This window comes from Veillonella sp. AF36-20BH (genome assembly GCF_003602765.1).
GTDB classification, from domain to species: domain Bacteria; phylum Bacillota; class Negativicutes; order Veillonellales; family Veillonellaceae; genus Veillonella; species Veillonella hominis.
This window is the reverse complement of the sequence record NZ_QTLR01000003.1, coordinates 193,171-210,348: the sequence shown is the minus strand read 5'-3', so window position 1 is coordinate 210,348 and position 17,178 is coordinate 193,171. Positions and strand designations below refer to the sequence as shown.

At 39.2% G+C, this 17,178-nt stretch carries 14 protein-coding genes; all 14 read left to right on the top strand.

Annotated features, from left to right (window positions below; all coding sequences use genetic code 11):
- Positions 1-141 precede the first annotated feature (141 nt).
- The 14 genes from DW000_RS05250 (at position 142) to DW000_RS05185 (ending at position 17,175) form a co-directional block, all read left to right on the top strand.
- Positions 142-1,527, top strand: coding sequence for a nucleobase:cation symporter-2 family protein (locus DW000_RS05250; RefSeq protein WP_004698561.1), 1,386 nt, complete (start codon positions 142-144; stop codon positions 1,525-1,527).
- Between the two features lie 204 nt (positions 1,528-1,731).
- On the top strand, positions 1,732-2,919 hold the full coding sequence (locus DW000_RS05245) for a RuBisCO large subunit C-terminal-like domain-containing protein (protein WP_120055439.1): 1,188 nt from the start codon (positions 1,732-1,734) through the stop codon (positions 2,917-2,919).
- 105 nt (positions 2,920-3,024) lie between these two features.
- Positions 3,025-3,831, top strand: coding sequence for an MBL fold metallo-hydrolase (locus DW000_RS05240; protein ID WP_105086671.1), 807 nt, complete (start codon positions 3,025-3,027; stop codon positions 3,829-3,831).
- Between the two features lie 2 nt (positions 3,832-3,833).
- Positions 3,834-4,313, top strand: a complete 480-nt coding sequence (gene rlmH, locus DW000_RS05235) for a 23S rRNA (pseudouridine(1915)-N(3))-methyltransferase RlmH (RefSeq protein WP_004698704.1) — start codon at positions 3,834-3,836, stop codon at positions 4,311-4,313.
- A 111-nt stretch (positions 4,314-4,424) separates the two neighbouring features.
- Complete coding sequence (locus DW000_RS05230; RefSeq protein ID WP_004696521.1) at positions 4,425-4,880, top strand: CBS domain-containing protein; 456 nt, start codon at positions 4,425-4,427, stop codon at positions 4,878-4,880.
- Positions 4,881-5,043: 163 nt separating this feature from the next.
- A complete protein-coding gene (gene tig / locus DW000_RS05225; protein ID WP_120055437.1) occupies positions 5,044-6,348 on the top strand; it encodes a trigger factor in 1,305 nt (434 codons plus the stop codon).
- A 36-nt stretch (positions 6,349-6,384) separates the two neighbouring features.
- On the top strand, positions 6,385-6,978 hold the full coding sequence (clpP, locus tag DW000_RS05220) for an ATP-dependent Clp endopeptidase proteolytic subunit ClpP (RefSeq protein ID WP_004696517.1): 594 nt from the start codon (positions 6,385-6,387) through the stop codon (positions 6,976-6,978).
- 12 nt (positions 6,979-6,990) lie between these two features.
- A complete protein-coding gene (gene clpX, locus DW000_RS05215) occupies positions 6,991-8,244 on the top strand; it encodes an ATP-dependent protease ATP-binding subunit ClpX (protein WP_004698679.1) in 1,254 nt (417 codons plus the stop codon).
- A 65-nt stretch (positions 8,245-8,309) separates the two neighbouring features.
- Positions 8,310-10,619: an endopeptidase La gene (lon, locus tag DW000_RS05210; protein WP_004696511.1), complete on the top strand. Its 2,310-nt coding sequence runs from the start codon at positions 8,310-8,312 to the stop codon at positions 10,617-10,619.
- Positions 10,619-11,317, top strand: coding sequence for a ribosome biogenesis GTP-binding protein YihA/YsxC (gene yihA / locus DW000_RS05205; RefSeq protein ID WP_024062006.1), 699 nt, complete (start codon positions 10,619-10,621; stop codon positions 11,315-11,317). The genes lon and yihA overlap by 1 nt, the downstream gene beginning before the upstream one ends.
- Positions 11,314-12,285 (top strand): polyprenyl synthetase family protein, encoded by a 972-nt coding sequence (locus DW000_RS05200; RefSeq protein WP_120055435.1) that lies wholly within the window; start codon positions 11,314-11,316, stop codon positions 12,283-12,285. Before yihA ends, DW000_RS05200 begins: the two co-directional genes overlap by 4 nt.
- Before the next feature lies 1 nt (position 12,286).
- Entirely contained in the window at positions 12,287-13,177 is an 891-nt protein-coding gene (gene tatC, locus DW000_RS05195; protein WP_120055433.1) for a twin-arginine translocase subunit TatC, read from the top strand.
- A gap of 20 nt (positions 13,178-13,197) precedes the next feature.
- On the top strand, positions 13,198-15,855 hold the full coding sequence (locus DW000_RS05190; protein ID WP_120055431.1) for a valine--tRNA ligase: 2,658 nt from the start codon (positions 13,198-13,200) through the stop codon (positions 15,853-15,855).
- A gap of 12 nt (positions 15,856-15,867) precedes the next feature.
- Entirely contained in the window at positions 15,868-17,175 is a 1,308-nt protein-coding gene (locus tag DW000_RS05185) for a folylpolyglutamate synthase/dihydrofolate synthase family protein (protein WP_008714299.1), read from the top strand.
- Positions 17,176-17,178 lie beyond the last annotated feature (3 nt).

Genomic DNA, 17,178 nt, shown 5'->3' with positions numbered 1-17,178 from the left:
TTTGCTTAATGGTAGGGGCTTTTGCCCCTAGCCATCAAGGTTCCCACGTGAAGTCGATGAGATTTCTAAACTCTATCATGTACGATAGTATGACTATATTGTTTAACTAGTAACTAAAACGTAAGATATGAGGTGATTCTTATGAGTAAAGGTGCATCTGGTGTCGACCATGTAGATGGTATGCTGCCAATCCCGCAGTTATTCGCTTATGGTTTACAGCACGTTCTGGCTATGTATGCTGGGGCAGTAGCTGTACCAATTATTATTGCACAAGCTATGCATTTGCCAATTGAAGATTTAATTCGTTTGATTACAGCTGACTTATTTACATGTGGTGTAGCTACATTGATTCAAACATTAGGATTCGGACCTGTTGGCGGGCGTATTCCTCTTATTCAAGGTGTTACATTTGCTTCTGTAGGCCCTATGATTATGATTGGTCAACAGCATGATATCAATACGATTTACGGTGCGATTATCGTAGCTGGTCTCTTTACATTCCTTGTGGCACCATTTTTCAGTCGTTTGATTCGGCTATTCCCACCTGTAGTAACAGGTACTATCATTACTATTATTGGTATCAACTTGATGCCAGTAGCTGTTAACTGGATGGGGGGTGGCGTAGGCAATAAAAACTTTGGCGATCCACTATACATAGCTCTTGGTGTAGCTACATTTGTTCTCGTTATATTAACTTATCGATTTGGTAAAGGTTTCCTTGGTAATTTGGCAATCTTAGTTGGCCTTATTCTTGGTACAGCCTTAGCTATGATTGTTGGTATTACAGATTTTTCAGAGGTAGGACGTTCTCAATGGATTTCTGTTGTAACACCATTCTATTTTGGTCTTCCAACCTTTGACTTTGCTTCTATTGTATCTATGATTATTGTAATGCTCGTAGTTATGGTAGAAACAACTGGTGATAGTATTGCGGTAGGTGAAATTGTAGATAAACCTATTGGTCAAAATGAATTGGCTGCGGTACTTCGCGCGGATGGCTTGTCTACTATTATTGGTGGTATCCTTAATAGTTTTCCGTATACAGCATTTGCTCAAAACGTAGGTCTTATTGCTGTAACACGTGTTAAGAGTCGTTTCGTTGTAGCAGCATCTGGTGTAATTTTAATTTTATTAGGCCTTTTCCCTAAATTAGCCGCTATCGTAGCTTGTATTCCAAATGCTGTACTAGGGGGCGCAGGGATTGCTATGTTCGGCATGATTATCGCCAGTGGGATTCGTTCTCTTGGTAAAGTTAGTTTCGATGGTAACTATAACCTGATGCTAGTTGCCATTAGTATTGGGGTATCCATGATTCCTCTTGCAGCACCTCAATTCTATACACACTTTCCAGCATGGGCTCAAATTCTTTTGAAATCTGGTATCACAGCTGGTAGTATAGTAGCTGTTATTTTAAATGTAATGTTTAATGGTTTTGGTTATAAAACTGTTAACGAACCTAATCGTGCGACTCGTAAATATCGCCACTTCACACGATTCAAAGGTTATCCTAAACATTTCTACCAATAAGATATAGTTAGACGAGTTTACTCTCATGCGATTATATGTATTGTCTCTCACAGTAGAAACCTTGTTAGTATAGGTAAAACATCAATATATATGTTTTTGTTTGTTAAAAAGATCTCACTCTGATTTGGAGTGAGGTCTTTTTTTATGGAATCGTATACTACTTTGGTATATAATTAAATAATATTATTGCAAAGGAGACGCATTATGAAAGACGAGCGATTTATAGTTACATATAGAATAGAAGCGAGTACATATGAAGAAGCAAAATCAATTGCTTGGGCTGTTCAAGTGGAGCAAACTATAGAATTTCCTTATGAGTTTGTAACGGATACATACATTAAAGAAACTATTACTGGTCGACTAGAATCTCTTGAACCTATAGTAGAAGACTCTCCTTATATCAATGTAGGTGTGATGCTAAATGCTGTAATTGACACCTCTCGTTACTATTTGGCTCGTATTTCATATCACGTAGATACCACGGCCTTAGAGGCTACACAATTTTTAAATGTTGTCTTTGGTAATTCTTCGTTACAGCCACACATTTGGGTAGTAGATATTGAACTATGTCCAACACTTTACGATGTGTTTAAGGGACCACGATTTGGCTTACAAGGAATTCGTCGATTAGTGGAAACCCCGACGCGTCCAATGATTCAAGCCGTTGTAAAGCCGATGGGCACACCAAATGAGGAATTGGCTCGTATGTGTGGCGCTTACACACGTGGTGGTGCAGATGTCATAAAGGATGATCATGGTATTTCTAATCAGTCCTTCTCTCAATATAAAGATCGTGTAAAACGATGTGCTGCTATGGTACAGGAAATGAATGCTGTACATGGTACACATACTTTATATGCTGCAAACGTATCAGGTGATGGTACAGATGTGTTAGAACGCGCTTATTTTGCCAAAGAGGCTGGTGCTACAGCTCTCATGGTGGCCTCAGGTCTCGTTGGTTTCGGTTGGTTACACAAATTAGCTACTGATGAAAACTTACGATTGCCCATTATTCATCATCCAGCTTATTCTGGTGGATTTGTAAGCCCTGGTGTATCTGGAGTAGCTGACTATTTACAACTAGGTTTATTACCTCGTATCTTTGGGGCTGATATGCCAATTTTCGTATCTTATGGTGGACGCTTTACTTTTACAGAGGAACAATGCAAGAGAATTTCCTCTTACATTAAACGACCAATGGGCTTGATGAAAGCAGCTTGCCCGGCACCGGGTGGTGGTGTTACAGATGCTCGTCTTAATGAACTCGTTGAGCTGTACGGAAATGATACTATGTTCCTCGTTGGCGGTGACATGTTCCGTCGAGGACCAGATATTGAGGCTAATATGTCGTACTTTGTAGAGCGTTTGACTAAATTATCTGAAAGAACGTAATAATAGCTTGAATTTAAATGAGTTAATACAATGTTTAACTAAATAACTAAGCTATTGACTTTTACAGAAATAATAGATTTATGATTAAGTATATGGAGTGTTTTGATGAGTGAATCATCACCGTTGGAGGTCCATGTCCTTGCCAGTGGTAGCAAGGGCAATTGTACAGTAATAAAAAAAGGGAACTCTGTCATATTGCATGATGTAGGCATTAGTTGCCGGCGCATTGTCAATGGGTTAAAAGAATTGCATATAGACATGGCTCAGGTGGAGGGCATATTCGTCAGTCATGAACATAGTGATCATATTGCGGGACTACAACAATTACTAAAACGATTTGATCTTCCTGTGTATACGAAGCAGGGCACATGGCGTGAAATTCAAGATAAGTTAATCGTACCGAAGAATCGATTGATTGAGCTTACAAAGGGCAGTTTAACGTTGGGCGGTCTCACCGTAGAGCCGTTTTCGGTAAGTCATGATGCGGCTGATCCAATTGGAATAAATGTGTTTACTGGGAACGATAAGGCAACTGTTGTTACTGATACAGGTGTGATTTCAGATGATATTTTACGCAGGCTTGATGATACGACGCTGTTAGTGCTAGAGGCAAATTATGATCCGCATATGTTGCGTTTCGGACCCTATCAGCCGTTTTTAAAACAACGTGTGGCTAGTGATGAAGGTCATTTGAGTAATGAAATGGCTGCACAAGCTCTACTCATGATGAAGCGTCCTAATTTTATGCAAGTTATATTGGCTCATCGATCTGAAAATAATAATAACGCTGTCCTTGTTACTCAAACTATTGGTAAAATGCTTGTGGATGGTGGTGTTCGTATTGGACCTGAAATGAAGCTGCAACATGGTCAACCTAATGAAATCGTGTCCATCCAATCTGTGAAGAGGTAAAAATGAGATTTTATATAGTCTGTATTGGTAAATTAAAAGATGCTTATTTACGTGAGGGTGTAGCAGAGTTTGTGAAACGTATGCGTCCCTATGGTGGTATTACAATTACAGAGTTGAATGAAAGTAAAATTGGAGATAAGCCGAGTGATGCGGATCGCAAACAAGTTGTTGCCGAAGAAGGAGACCGTTTATTAAAAGCGGTTCCTAAAAATGCTTATACCGTATTACTTGATGTGTATGGCAAAACGATGTCCTCTGAAGAACTCGCTAAGACGGTATCTAAACTTGAGGTGGATGGTGTGAGCGATATGGCCTTCATTATTGGCGGTGCCTTTGGGGTGAGTGATACATTACGTCAGACTGCAAATTATAAATTATCCTTTAGCCCTATGACTTTTACACATCAAATGGTTCGATTGTTACTTGTAGAGCAAATATATCGAGCATCAAAAATTAATCGCAATGAACCTTATCATTGGTAGAAGACGTATACCTAAAAATTATTTGTATAATACTTTCAGAAAAAAGGAGTTTTATTATACTGTGGCGAATAGTATAATAAAGCAAGATGTATTTATAAGGAGGAATTCACTATGAAAATCCAAGAAGTAATGAATAAATACCCTGTTACTGTTGGCAAAGATGCGCCGATTTCTGATGTAGCTGATTTATTAGTTAAATATAATTTAACAGCTGTGTCCGTAGTGGATGATGATAATAAGTTGTTAGGTATTATCTCTGAAGGTGATTTACTATACAAAAAGGTACGTCCTCATGTGCCTCATTATGTTAATGTATTAGGCGCTAGCATCTACTACAATGGCATTGGCGAATACAATGCTCAATTCAAAAAATTATTGGCATCTCACGTTCATGAGTTGATGACTGATGAAGTAATTACAACCACACCGGATAAAGATGTAGAAGAAATTGTATCTGTTATGCTTGATCAACATTTGAAAAATGTGCCAGTTGTAGATAAAGAGTATCGTTTGATCGGGATTTTGTCTCGTCGTGACATTATCAAATTGATTGCTAAAGATAACTAATTAGCATAATTATGTAAAATATGTAAAGACCACCCATTTTGGGGTGGTCTTTTAGTGTATATTGAGAAGAATTGCATTGACCTTGCATTTATGTTATTATTAGGAGTGCATAATATACTACAGAAATTTGGGCATATTGCCCTTTGAGGAGGACATATTTTAAATGAAAGCAACTGTAAATCCTGTTGATCAACACGTAGTAACGTTAACTATTGAAGTACCTGCAGCAGAAGTAGATAAGGGCATTAAACAAGCTGTAAAACGCATTGCAGGTCAAGTGAACATCCCTGGCTTCCGTAAAGGACATGCGCCTCGCCGTATTTTGGAAATGAACTTCGGCAAAGAAGCTATCTTGGAAGAAGCGTTTGAAGTATTGGCTAGCCAATACTATAGTGCTGCACTTCGTGAAAATGATATCGTGCCTGTATCTGAACCTGAAATCGAACGGGAACAATTCGAAGAAGGCAAAGATTTGATTTTCAAAGCTACTGTAACTAAACGCCCTGAAGTTAAACTTGGCGATTACAAAGGCTTAGAAGCAGAAAAACAAGATGCTACAGTATCTGATGAACAAATCGAAGAACAGTTGAACAATATTCGTGAACAACAAGCAAAAATGGTTGTTGCTGAAGAAGGCGCTACAATTCAAAAAGATGACTTCGCAGTAATCGACTTTGCTGGTTCCGTTGATGGTAAACCTTTTGATGGTGGTGAAGGTAAATCCTACCCACTACAAATCGGTTCTGGTAGCTTCATTCCTGGCTTCGAAGATCAATTAATTGGCGCTAAAGCTGGTGATGATGTAACTGTAAAAGTAACATTCCCTGAAGACTACTTCGTAGCAGAACTTGCTGGTAAAGAAGCAGAATTCAAAACTCATATCCATGATATTAAACGTAAAGAATTGCCTGAATTGAATGATGAATTTGCAAAAGAAGCAAGCTCTTACGAAACTATTGAAGAATTGAAAAAAGATCTTCGCACTAAAATGGAGGAAGAAGCTTCCCGTCGTGCAATCGATACTTACAATGCTGACTTGATTCAAACAGCTGTTAAAAATGCAACTGTAGAAATCCCAGAAGTAATGATTAAAGATCGCGTAGAACAAATGATTCAAGAATTGGCTATGAATATGGAAGGCCGTGGCTTGAAACTTGATGACTACTTGAAATTCTCCAATAAAACTATCGAAGATTTACGCTCTGAATACAAAGATTCCGCAGCTGAAAACGTACGCGCTGATTTAGTATTGGATGCTATTGCAACTGCTGAAGGTATCGAAGTAACTCCAGATGATATGAACCGTGAAATCTTCATTATGGCTCAAAACTTTGGGGCAGATCCTAAAGAAGTTTGGGATATTATTGCAAAAGAAGGTCGTGTAGCTATGTTGGCAGGCTCTGTAGCTCGCAAAAAAGCAGCTCGATTCATTATTGATAATGCAAAAGGCGCTGAAGCGGCTGAATAATAGTTTGCTCAACTAGGTACATGAAAAGGTGATTATATGTATGTACCAATCGTAGTTGAACAAGGTGAACGCGGAGAGCGTTCCTATGATATTTACTCTCGCTTGTTAAAGGATCGCATTATTTTCCTTGGTGGCCCCATCGATGATAATGTGGCAAATGCGGTTATTGCGCAAATGTTATTCCTAGAAGCAGAGGATCCTGATAAGGATATCCATTTGTACATCAATAGCCCTGGTGGTGTTGTAACCGCAGGTATGGCTATTTATGATACGATGCAATATATTAAACCAGATGTGTCTACTATTTGTGTAGGCTCTGCAGCGAGCATGGGTGCTGTGCTTTTAACAGCTGGCACTAAAGGTAAACGATATGCGTTGCCTCATGCGCGCATCATGATTCACCAACCATTAGGTGGTGTGCAAGGGCAAGCATCTGAAATTGAAATCCATGCCCGTGAGATTCTTCGCATGCGTGAAGAGTTAAATGGTATCTTAGCTTCTCGCAGTGGACAAGATATTGAAGTAGTAGCTCGCGATACAGATCGCGATAACTTCATGAGTGCTCAGGATGCCGTTGAATACGGCTTAATCGATGAGGTACTCACAAGAGAACCTGTAGAAAGCAAGTAATGGAGGCGCCCCTTGGCAAAAGATAAAGATACTATGCGCTGCAGTTTTTGTGGACGCACAAGCGAAGAAGTCCGCAAATTAGTGGCGGGTCCTAACGTGTATATTTGTGACGAATGCGTTGAAGTTTGTGAACGCATCATTGCAGATGAGTTGGGTGCGGTTGAGACGGACGACTTCAATTTAAAAGAATTGCCAACGCCTAGAGAAATTAAAGCTCATCTTGACGAATATGTTATTGGTCAAGATGATGCTAAAATCTCTTTAGCTGTGGCCGTATATAATCACTACAAACGCTTACAAACAGATAATGTAGTAGATGATGTAGAATTACAAAAGGCTAATGTATTGTTCATTGGTCCTACTGGTAGTGGTAAAACACTATTGGCTCAAACCTTAGCGAAAATGCTAGAAGTACCATTTGCTATTGCAGATGCTACAAGCTTAACTGAAGCTGGGTATGTGGGGGAAGATGTAGAAAACATCCTACTCAAAATTATTCAAGCTGCAGATTATGATATAGCTCGGGCTGAACGTGGCATTATCTATATCGATGAAATCGATAAAATTGCTCGTAAGTCTGAAAATCCTTCTATTACACGTGATGTGTCTGGTGAAGGTGTACAACAAGCATTGCTTAAAATCTTAGAAGGTACCGTTGCTTCTGTTCCTCCTCAAGGTGGTAGAAAGCATCCTAATCAGGAAATGCTTCAAATCGACACTACGAATATTCTCTTTATTTGTGGTGGAGCATTTGATGGTATGGACAAGGTTATTACTAAGCGTACCGCTAAGAAAACACTTGGTTTTGGTGCAGATGTACAGCGTAAAGAAGAACGTAATATATCGGCTATCTTAAAAGATGTTGTACCTGAAGATTTATTAAAATTTGGTTTGATTCCTGAGTTTATTGGACGTTTGCCTGTAATGGTGACATTAGATCAATTAGACAGAGATGCGTTAATTCAAATTTTGACAAAGCCTAAAAATGCATTAACAAAACAATATGAAAAAATTCTATCCCTTGATGGTGTAGAATTAACTTTCACTGAAGATGCATTAGAAGAAATCGCTGATGAAGCATTACAGCGAAAAACAGGTGCTCGTGGTTTGCGTGCTATCATTGAAAAGGTGATGAAACGCGTAATGTTTGAGGTTCCTTCCATGCCGGAAGTAACTAAGTGCATTGTGAATCGTGAATCCGTATTAAGCACAGGTGAACCTATACTCAAAAATGAGGCAGACCAAGACATCCAGTTGAAATCGTAATTCGAAGAAACTCATTTCTGTGTAGGAATGAGTTTCTTTTCATAATATATATACCTGGAGGAAGTATGAATTTACTCGAAGTTGGGATCCCTACCGTACCTCTCAGAGGCATGGTAGTATACCCGAATATCGTGATTCACCTCGATATCGGTCGAGACAAATCCATTAAGGCGGTGGAAGCCGCAATGAATGAGGACCGCATTTTAGCCGTCGTAACTCAAAAAGATGATGCTGTAGATGCACCAACAGTTCATGATTTAGCCCAAATGGGTACATTAGTAAAAATTAAACAAATGTTGCGCTTACCAGGTGGTATAGTACGTGTTCTTGTAGAGGGCATCACTCGTATTCGTCTTATGAATATTACTAGCATGGACCCTTATTATATAGGAGACTATGAACGAGTGGCGTCTGAATTTGAAGACGATGTAGAGCTTGAAGCTTATCGTCGTTTGGTTCAAGCTAAATTTGGCGAATGGGCAGAAGAAGCTAAATCAGTTACTGATGAAGGTGTAACGCGCGTTATGGAATTACGCAATCCTTGTGAATTAGCTGACCAAGTTGCATTTCTATTGCCTATTAATAATTTGAAACGTCAAGAGTTACTTGAAGAATTATCTGTGGCTCGTCGTCTTAACATGATTGTAGGCATTTTAAATATGGAATTACAAATCTCTGATTTGGAAAATTCCATCAATAATCAAGTGCGTCAATCTATGGAAAAAGCGCAGAAGGAATATTTCTTGCGCGAAAAAATCCGCGTTATCCACGATGAGTTGGGTGATAAAGGGGATCCCGAGGAGGAGGCAGAAGAACTACGAGTTAAGTTAAAAGCACTTAATCTAAGTGAAGACGTACATACGCGTATTGATAAAGAAATTTCTCGTTACAGCCGCATGCCTCAATTGATGCCGGAAGCAACAATTTTGCGCAATTACCTAGATTGGGTATTGGCATTACCGTGGAACGAATTAACGGAAGACCGTTTAGATATTAAGGGCGCTCATGCTATGCTCGAGGCCGATCATTATGGCCTTGAAAAGGTTAAGAAACGCATTTTAGAATTTTTAGCGGTTCGTAAATTAACTGGTAAAAATAGTGGCTCTATTCTTTGTTTAGTAGGCCCACCAGGCGTTGGTAAAACCTCTTTGGCTACCTCTATTGCTAAAGCAATGAATCGTAAGTTTATCCGTGCATCCTTAGGTGGTGTTCGTGATGAAGCTGAAATTCGTGGACATCGACGTACTTATATTGGTGCTTTACCTGGTCGTATGATTCAGGGGTTAAAAAATGTAGGTACTAAGAATCCTGTATTTTTATTGGATGAAATTGATAAATTAGCATCTGATTATAAAGGTGATCCATCTTCAGCGTTATTAGAAGTATTGGATCCAGAACAAAATAGCACATTTAGTGATCACTTTATCGAAGTACCGTTCGACTTCTCTGAAGTTTTCTGGATTACTACGGCTAATGTAGCATCTAATATTCCTGGTCCATTGTTAGATCGTATGGAAATTATTGAGTTGTCCAGCTATATGGAAGAAGAAAAACTAGAAATTGCTAAGCGTTACTTAACACCTAAGCAAATTAAGAAAAATGGCCTTGAAGATTACAAGGTTAAATTATCTGATGCTGTGTTAAGAAAGGTAATTTCCGAATATACTCGCGAAGCAGGTGTTCGTACTTTAGAGAAAACAATTGCTAAGATTTGCCGTAAGATTGCTTTTAAAGTAGTTGAAGAAGGCGGAGACGCACCAAAAGTCACTACTAAGAATCTTCACGAATTCTTAGGCGCACCAATCTTTGTTGACCAAGAGCGAGAAAAGAAAGCACAAGTTGGCTATGTAAATGGATTAGCTTGGACATCTGTTGGTGGTGTAGTATTACCATGTGAAGCTACAACTATGAATGGTACCGGTAAATTGGCTTTAACTGGTAGTCTCGGCAAGGTTATGCAAGAGTCTGGTCAAGCGGCTATGAGTTATATTCGCCATAATGCAAAAGCTTTAAAGATTGAAGAAGATTTTTATAAAAAGCTTGATATTCACGTTCACTTGCCAGAAGGGGCAACCCCTAAAGATGGTCCTTCAGCAGGTATTACAATGACATTAGCTATGGTATCTATTTTGACTAACCGCAAGGTTCGTTCTGATATTGCCATGACTGGTGAAATCACATTGCGTGGCCGCGTATTACCAATAGGCGGCTTAAAAGAAAAATTATTAGCAGCCTTGTCTCATGGTATAAAAGAGGTATTGATTCCAAAAGGCAATGAAAAGGATATTGCAGAATTACCTGACATTGTGAAAGAAGGCCTCATCATTACGCCAGTTAAGACAATGGATGAAGTATTAGCAAAGGCACTTGTGTAATGCAAAAGAAGAAAAAATCCACTAAACCAATGGGCCCAAAACCACAATATACACGAAAAGAACCAAAGGGGCCTCGTATTATAGCTGCAAAATATAATACTTCCTGTGTAAAGGCGGATCAATATCCTGAAGGGGATACCGTAGAAATCGCTTTCCTTGGACGCTCTAATGTGGGCAAGTCTTCGTTGATTAATTCTTTATGTAACTATCGTGGGTTAGCCCTCGTTAGTGGTCAGCCAGGTAAGACTAAGACGATAAACTACTTTGATATTGAATCAAAAGAGGATATTTCTGAAACCGAGGAACGCAGATATAACTGGTTTCTCGTTGACCTTCCTGGTTATGGTTTTGCAAAGACAAATAAAGGAAACCGCAATCTGTGGTCTTCCTTTATTGCCGATTATATTTTACATTCTGAACGATTGATGTTGTTGTGTTTACTTATCGATGGTCGCCATCCTGAAATGGCCATTGATAAGGTGGCCTTTGATTGGCTCGTCGAAGCCGGTGTTCCGTTACAAATTGTAGTGACCAAGGCCGATAAATTGACGGCTAAAGAAAAGTCTGCAAACTTGTCTATTATTAAAGAGCTATATCCAACGGCTACCCCGCCGATTTTGTACAGCTCTTTAAAGCATACTGGACGTGAGCTTTTACAACAACGAATCAATAAAATTTTGGTAGGAGATGAAGCATGAGTCAAACGAACGAATTAGAGATTATGGAACGCATTGCTCTAGATTTAGAGCGTGTCGAAGAGTCTCTTGCATCATCTTTTAATACCGGTGCAGAGGACTTCAATGCACTGATTCGACCGTTATCAGCAGCAGGTGGTAAGCGTTTGCGCGCTCAATTGTGTCTATTGATTGCTAATGCAGGTACATCTATAGAGCGTCAACGCATTAAAATTGCTGAGGCTGTTGAAATGCTTCATTTAGCAACACTTATCCATGACGATGTTTTAGATCAAGCTGAAATTCGCCGTGGGGAGGATACAATTCACATGCATAAAGGCAATAAGGTAGCTATCCTTAGTGGTGATTATTTATTTGCCAAAGCATTTAAAATCGTATCTGAAATGACGAATATGAAGTATCTTCAAGTATTCTCTCATATTATTACATGCCTCGTAGAAGGTGAGTTCATGCAAATGGAAGATGTATATCGCATCGATCAAGGCATAGAGCGTTATATGACAAAGACGCAAAAGAAAACAGCAGACTTCATGGAAGGCTGTATGGAGCTTGGTGGTCTCTTAGGAGGTTGGCAAGAGGATGAAATCATAGAGTTGAAAAAATATGGTCATGCATTAGGCATGGCATTCCAAATTACAGACGATATTATGGATTATCGTGAAACAGCGGAAACAACGGGAAAGCCTGTAGGGAATGATCTTCGAGAGGGACTATTGACGTATCCGTTATTAAGCATCGTTAACGATGGTAATAAAGATAAATTGCTTGAAGATATTAAAGGCTTAAATTATGGTGGTAATGAGCAAGACATTATTGATTATGTTATTGCTCAAGGTGGAATTGATAATACATTAGCTGTAGCTGATAAATATTGTAAAGATGCTCTAGCGGCACTCGCTGCAGTGCGTGATTTCCCAGGGAAGGAATTCCTTGTGATGGCTGTAGAAAATCTGGCTGATAGAAAGGTATAATATGGAACCATTCGAACCAAAATCGGATTTCGAATATCCCCTGCAAAAACCTTCTTTTGATAGTGTAGTTCGTCAAAAACGGCGTGAAGCAGAACAAAAGTTTGAGCAAGAACGATATAAGGTGGCAACTCAACACATTCCTGAGGATGTGGAAGATGAACCAGTTTATACGGCTATAGAGCAGAAGATGATGGATGAAGCAAGGGAATTGTCTCTTGTAGGACATCTTTCAGAGCTGCGAAAACGATTGATTATAATAGCTGTAGCAGTTATTGTGGGAACTTGTATTTCTTATTATTATGTAGACTTATTATTGGAAATACTCCTAAAACCGGCTGGCAAGCTCTATTATATGAGACCTACTGAAGCATTTTTTACATATATGAAGGTGTCTGTTGTAGGTGGCCTAGTCATAGCCGCTCCCATTATATTGCATCAGATTTGGCTATTTGTTAAGCCTGCACTAACTGTGCGAGAAAAGCAGCTATCTAACTGGATCTTACCAGTAGCAATTGGTCTATTCGGGATAGGTATTGTATTTTCTTATTTTCTCGTATTGCCTGCAGCGGTGAAGTTCTTTATGGGCTTTGCTACAGATGAATTACAACCGATGTTTTCTATTGGTCAGTATATGGATTTTGTATTATCCTTTGTACTGCCCTTTGGATTTATCTTTGAGTTGCCGTTGATCTTAATTATTTTGGGATATTTCAACTTAATCACATCACGCTTTTTAAAAACGAAGCGAAAGATATTTATTCTTATATCCTTTATCATAGGTGCTGTCATTTCACCTACACCGGATATGTTCTCTCAAACGATGATTGCATTACCTATGATATTGCTATATGAAACAAGCCTATTTGTATTGGCTAAGATTATGAAGCGCTAAGGAGTCTTTTAGGAGGAACGATGAAAACCTACGAAAATTTAACCACATATAATCCTGGTGAAATAGAAGGCAAATGGTATTCTTATTGGGAAAATCAAGGATACTTTCACGAAGAAGTAGACACGAATAAAGAGCCATTTAGTATCGTATTACCACCTCCTAATGTAACTGGTATGTTACATATGGGGCATGCCCTTGATAACACATTACAAGACATCCTCATCCGTTTCAAACGCATGCAAGGCTACAATGTATTGTGGATGCCAGGTACAGACCACGCTGGTATTGCTACACAAATCAAAGTAGAAGAGATGCTTGCTAAAGAAGAAGGAAAATCTCGCTATGATTTGGGCCGTGAAAAATTCGTAGAGCGCGTGTGGGAATGGAAAAAAGAATATGGTGATACTATTGTAAAACAAATCCGTAGCCTTGGCGCATCCTGTGATTGGACCCGTGAGCGATTTACTTTGGATGAAGGGTATTACCATGCAGTGCGCGAAGTATTCGTAAGCCTTTATGAAAAAGGGTTGATCTATCGCGGTGAACGCATCATCAACTGGTGTCCTCGTTGTGCCACTGCGTTATCTGATGTTGAAGTTGAGCATGAAGACGAACATGGCCATTTATGGCATATTAAATATCCTGTAAAAGGTGAAGATAATCGTTTTGTTGTTGTTGCTACAACTCGTCCAGAAACAATGTTTGGTGACGTAGCAGTAGCAGTAAATCCTGATGATGATCGTTATAAAGATCTCATTGGTAAAACATTGATCTTGCCATTTGTTAATCGAGAAATTCCTGTAATTGCCGATGACTATGTAGATGCTAGCTTCGGTACAGGCTGTGTAAAAATTACACCTGCTCATGACCCTAATGACTTTGAAATGGGCCAACGTCATAATTTGGAATCCATCGTTGTTATGAACAATGATGCAACAATGAATGAAGGTGCTGGCAAATTTAATGGCTTACCTCGTGAAGAAGCGCGTAAACAAGTATTAGCAGAACTTAAAGAATTAGGCCTACTTGAAAAAATTGATGATCATGACCATGCAGTAGGTCATTGCTCCCGTTGTAATACAATCATCGAACCAATGGTATCTAAACAATGGTTCGTAGATATGAAACCATTGGCAGAGCCAGCTCTTAAGGTTGTTAAAGACCACGAAGTAGAGTTCGTTCCTGAACGTTTTACAAAAACATATGTGAATTGGCTTGAAAATATCCGTGATTGGACTATTTCTCGTCAATTGTGGTGGGGCCATCGTATTCCTGCATGGTATTGTGATGACTGTGGTGAAACGATTGTTAGCCGTGAAGATATTACAGAATGTCCTCATTGCCACGGTCATGTTACACAAGATCCAGATGTTCTTGATACATGGTTTAGCTCTGGTTTATGGCCATTTGCTACAATGGGTTGGCCTAAGCAAACTCCAGAACTTAAACAATGGTATCCAACAAGTGTGCTTGTAACTGGTTACGATATCATCTTCTTCTGGGTTGCTCGTATGATCTTTATGGCTCTTGAGTTTGAACATGAAATTCCATTTAAACATGTATTTATTCATGGTCTTGTTCGCGATAGCCAGGGCCGTAAAATGAGTAAATCTTTGGGCAATGGTATTAATCCGCTTGAAGTTATCGACCAATATGGTGCTGATGCATTGCGCTTTACTCTTGTAACTGGCAACACACCTGGTAACGATATGCGTTTCTATATGGAACGTGTTGAGGCTAACCGTAACTTTGCCAATAAGATTTGGAATGCATCAAAATTTGTATTGATGAACCTTACAAATTATGATGAAAGTTTCGTTCCAACAGCAGATGATTTGACATTAGCAGACCAATGGATTGTTCAAAAATACAATGAAACAGTACAAAGCGTAACATCTAATCTCGATAAATTCGAACTTGGTGAAGCGGCAAGTTCCGTATATGATTTCATTTGGAATACGTACTGCGATTGGTACATTGAATTAGCGAAACCTCGTTTGTATAGTGAAAGCAACGAACGTGATCGTCGTACAGTTCAATATTTACTTGTAACAATCTTACGTCATATGCTCGAATTATTACATCCATTCATGCCGTTCGTAACTGAACATATTTGGCAACATTTGCCACACGAAGGGGACAGCATCGTTGTTACTAAATGGCCTGGAGCATTGAAATTCGATAATCTTGAAGGGGCAGCACGTCAAATGGAAGTTATGATGGATGCTATCAAAGGTATTCGTAACATGCGTGCTGAAATGAATGTGCCTTTAGGTAAAAAAGCTGAGGTTATCGTAGCGCCAACAGATGAAGCATTAGCTAAAACTGTAGCAGAACATAGTGACTACTTCGTAACATTGGCTTGGGCTGAGAAAGTAACAATTCTTAGTATCGATGATCCAAAACCAGAAAATGCGACTGTAACCGTTGTCAATGGTATGGAAGTATATCTCTTACTTAAAGACTTGATTGACGGTGAAAAAGAAAGAGAGCGTATTGCAAAGGAAAAAATCCAAATGGAAAAAGAAATTTCTCGTTTGGAAGGTAAATTGTCTAACCAAGGCTTCTTAGCAAAAGCTCCTGAAGCTGTAGTAGCAAAAGAAAAAGAAAAGTTAGAAGAATATAAACAAAAACAACAAGCGTTATTGGAACGTGAAGCGTTCCTTGAAACCTTATAATAGGAGGTTTATATGACATATCAGGAGGCCTTAGCCTATTTGGAGCAGGCATCTTCATTTGGTATTAAACCTGGTCTTGAACGAATTACGGCTCTTATGGATGTGTTAGGGAATCCACAAGAAGATTATAAAATTGTTCATGTTACAGGTACAAATGGTAAGGGCTCGGTTACCTCATATATTTCCTACGCACTGTTTACAAGTGGATTACGGGTGGGGCGATTTACATCGCCTCACCTTCAATCCTATACGGAGCGTATTCAAATTAATGATGGAAATATAACAGAGGAAGCCTTTGGAAAATTAATTAGTCGCGTAAAGGTTGCCGTAGATACTATTATTAACAATGGAATAGAAGCGCCAACACAATTTGAAATATTAACAGCTGCCGCATTTTTATTCTTTAAGGAGCAAGGTGTCGACTATGCTGTAGTAGAAGTTGGTTTAGGTGGCTTACTAGATTCTACTAATATCGTGACTCCAAAAGTATCTGTTATTACTAATGTAACAATAGATCATCAAGCATATTGTGGTGATACTGTCGAGGAAATTGCACGCCATAAAGCGGGGATTATTAAACCTAAGGTGCCTGTAGTGACAGCTGCACAAGATACACCTCTTAATATCATTGAGGACGTAGCTAAAAAACGACATGCCAAGCTTTATGTTTTTAATAAAGATTTTGGTATTGATAGCCGCAGCGCTGTAACGGGTGGTCAAATGATTACGATTAGTTCTAACGATGCTGCACCTGCTATGTTGTTTACGACGATGGCTGGCATTCACCAATCTGTAAATCTCGCTTGTGCATTGATGGCCGTACGTTTATTGATGAAAGAGGATACGAACATCAGTGAAGAAACGATGCGTGAAGGATTTGCCCGCACTACGTGGGCGGGGCGCTTTGAAGTTAAACGAGGCTTAGATCGTACCTTTATATTTGACGGTGCTCACAATGCGGCAGGGGCTGAGTCTTTTGCCATGACGTACAATGAATTATTTAAGGACACACCGAAAACGGTGGTAATGGCTATCCTTAAAGATAAAGATCAAGAGGCTATTATTCGTGAAGTAATTAAATCTGGCGACACAGTCCTCGCTGTACCTGCACCAACAGATAGAACAGAGGTACCTGAAAACTTGGTTGAAGTGATTCGTCGTACTGTACCTAAGGTGACGGCTCAAACTGCAGAATCTGTTGAGGCTGCATTAGCATTGGCTTATAAACATACAAAGACTGGTGATATCATTGCTGTATGTGGTTCTTTATATATTCTAGGAGATGCTCGTCAGTGGTTTTTCCATGAGATGAGCCATTGAGGT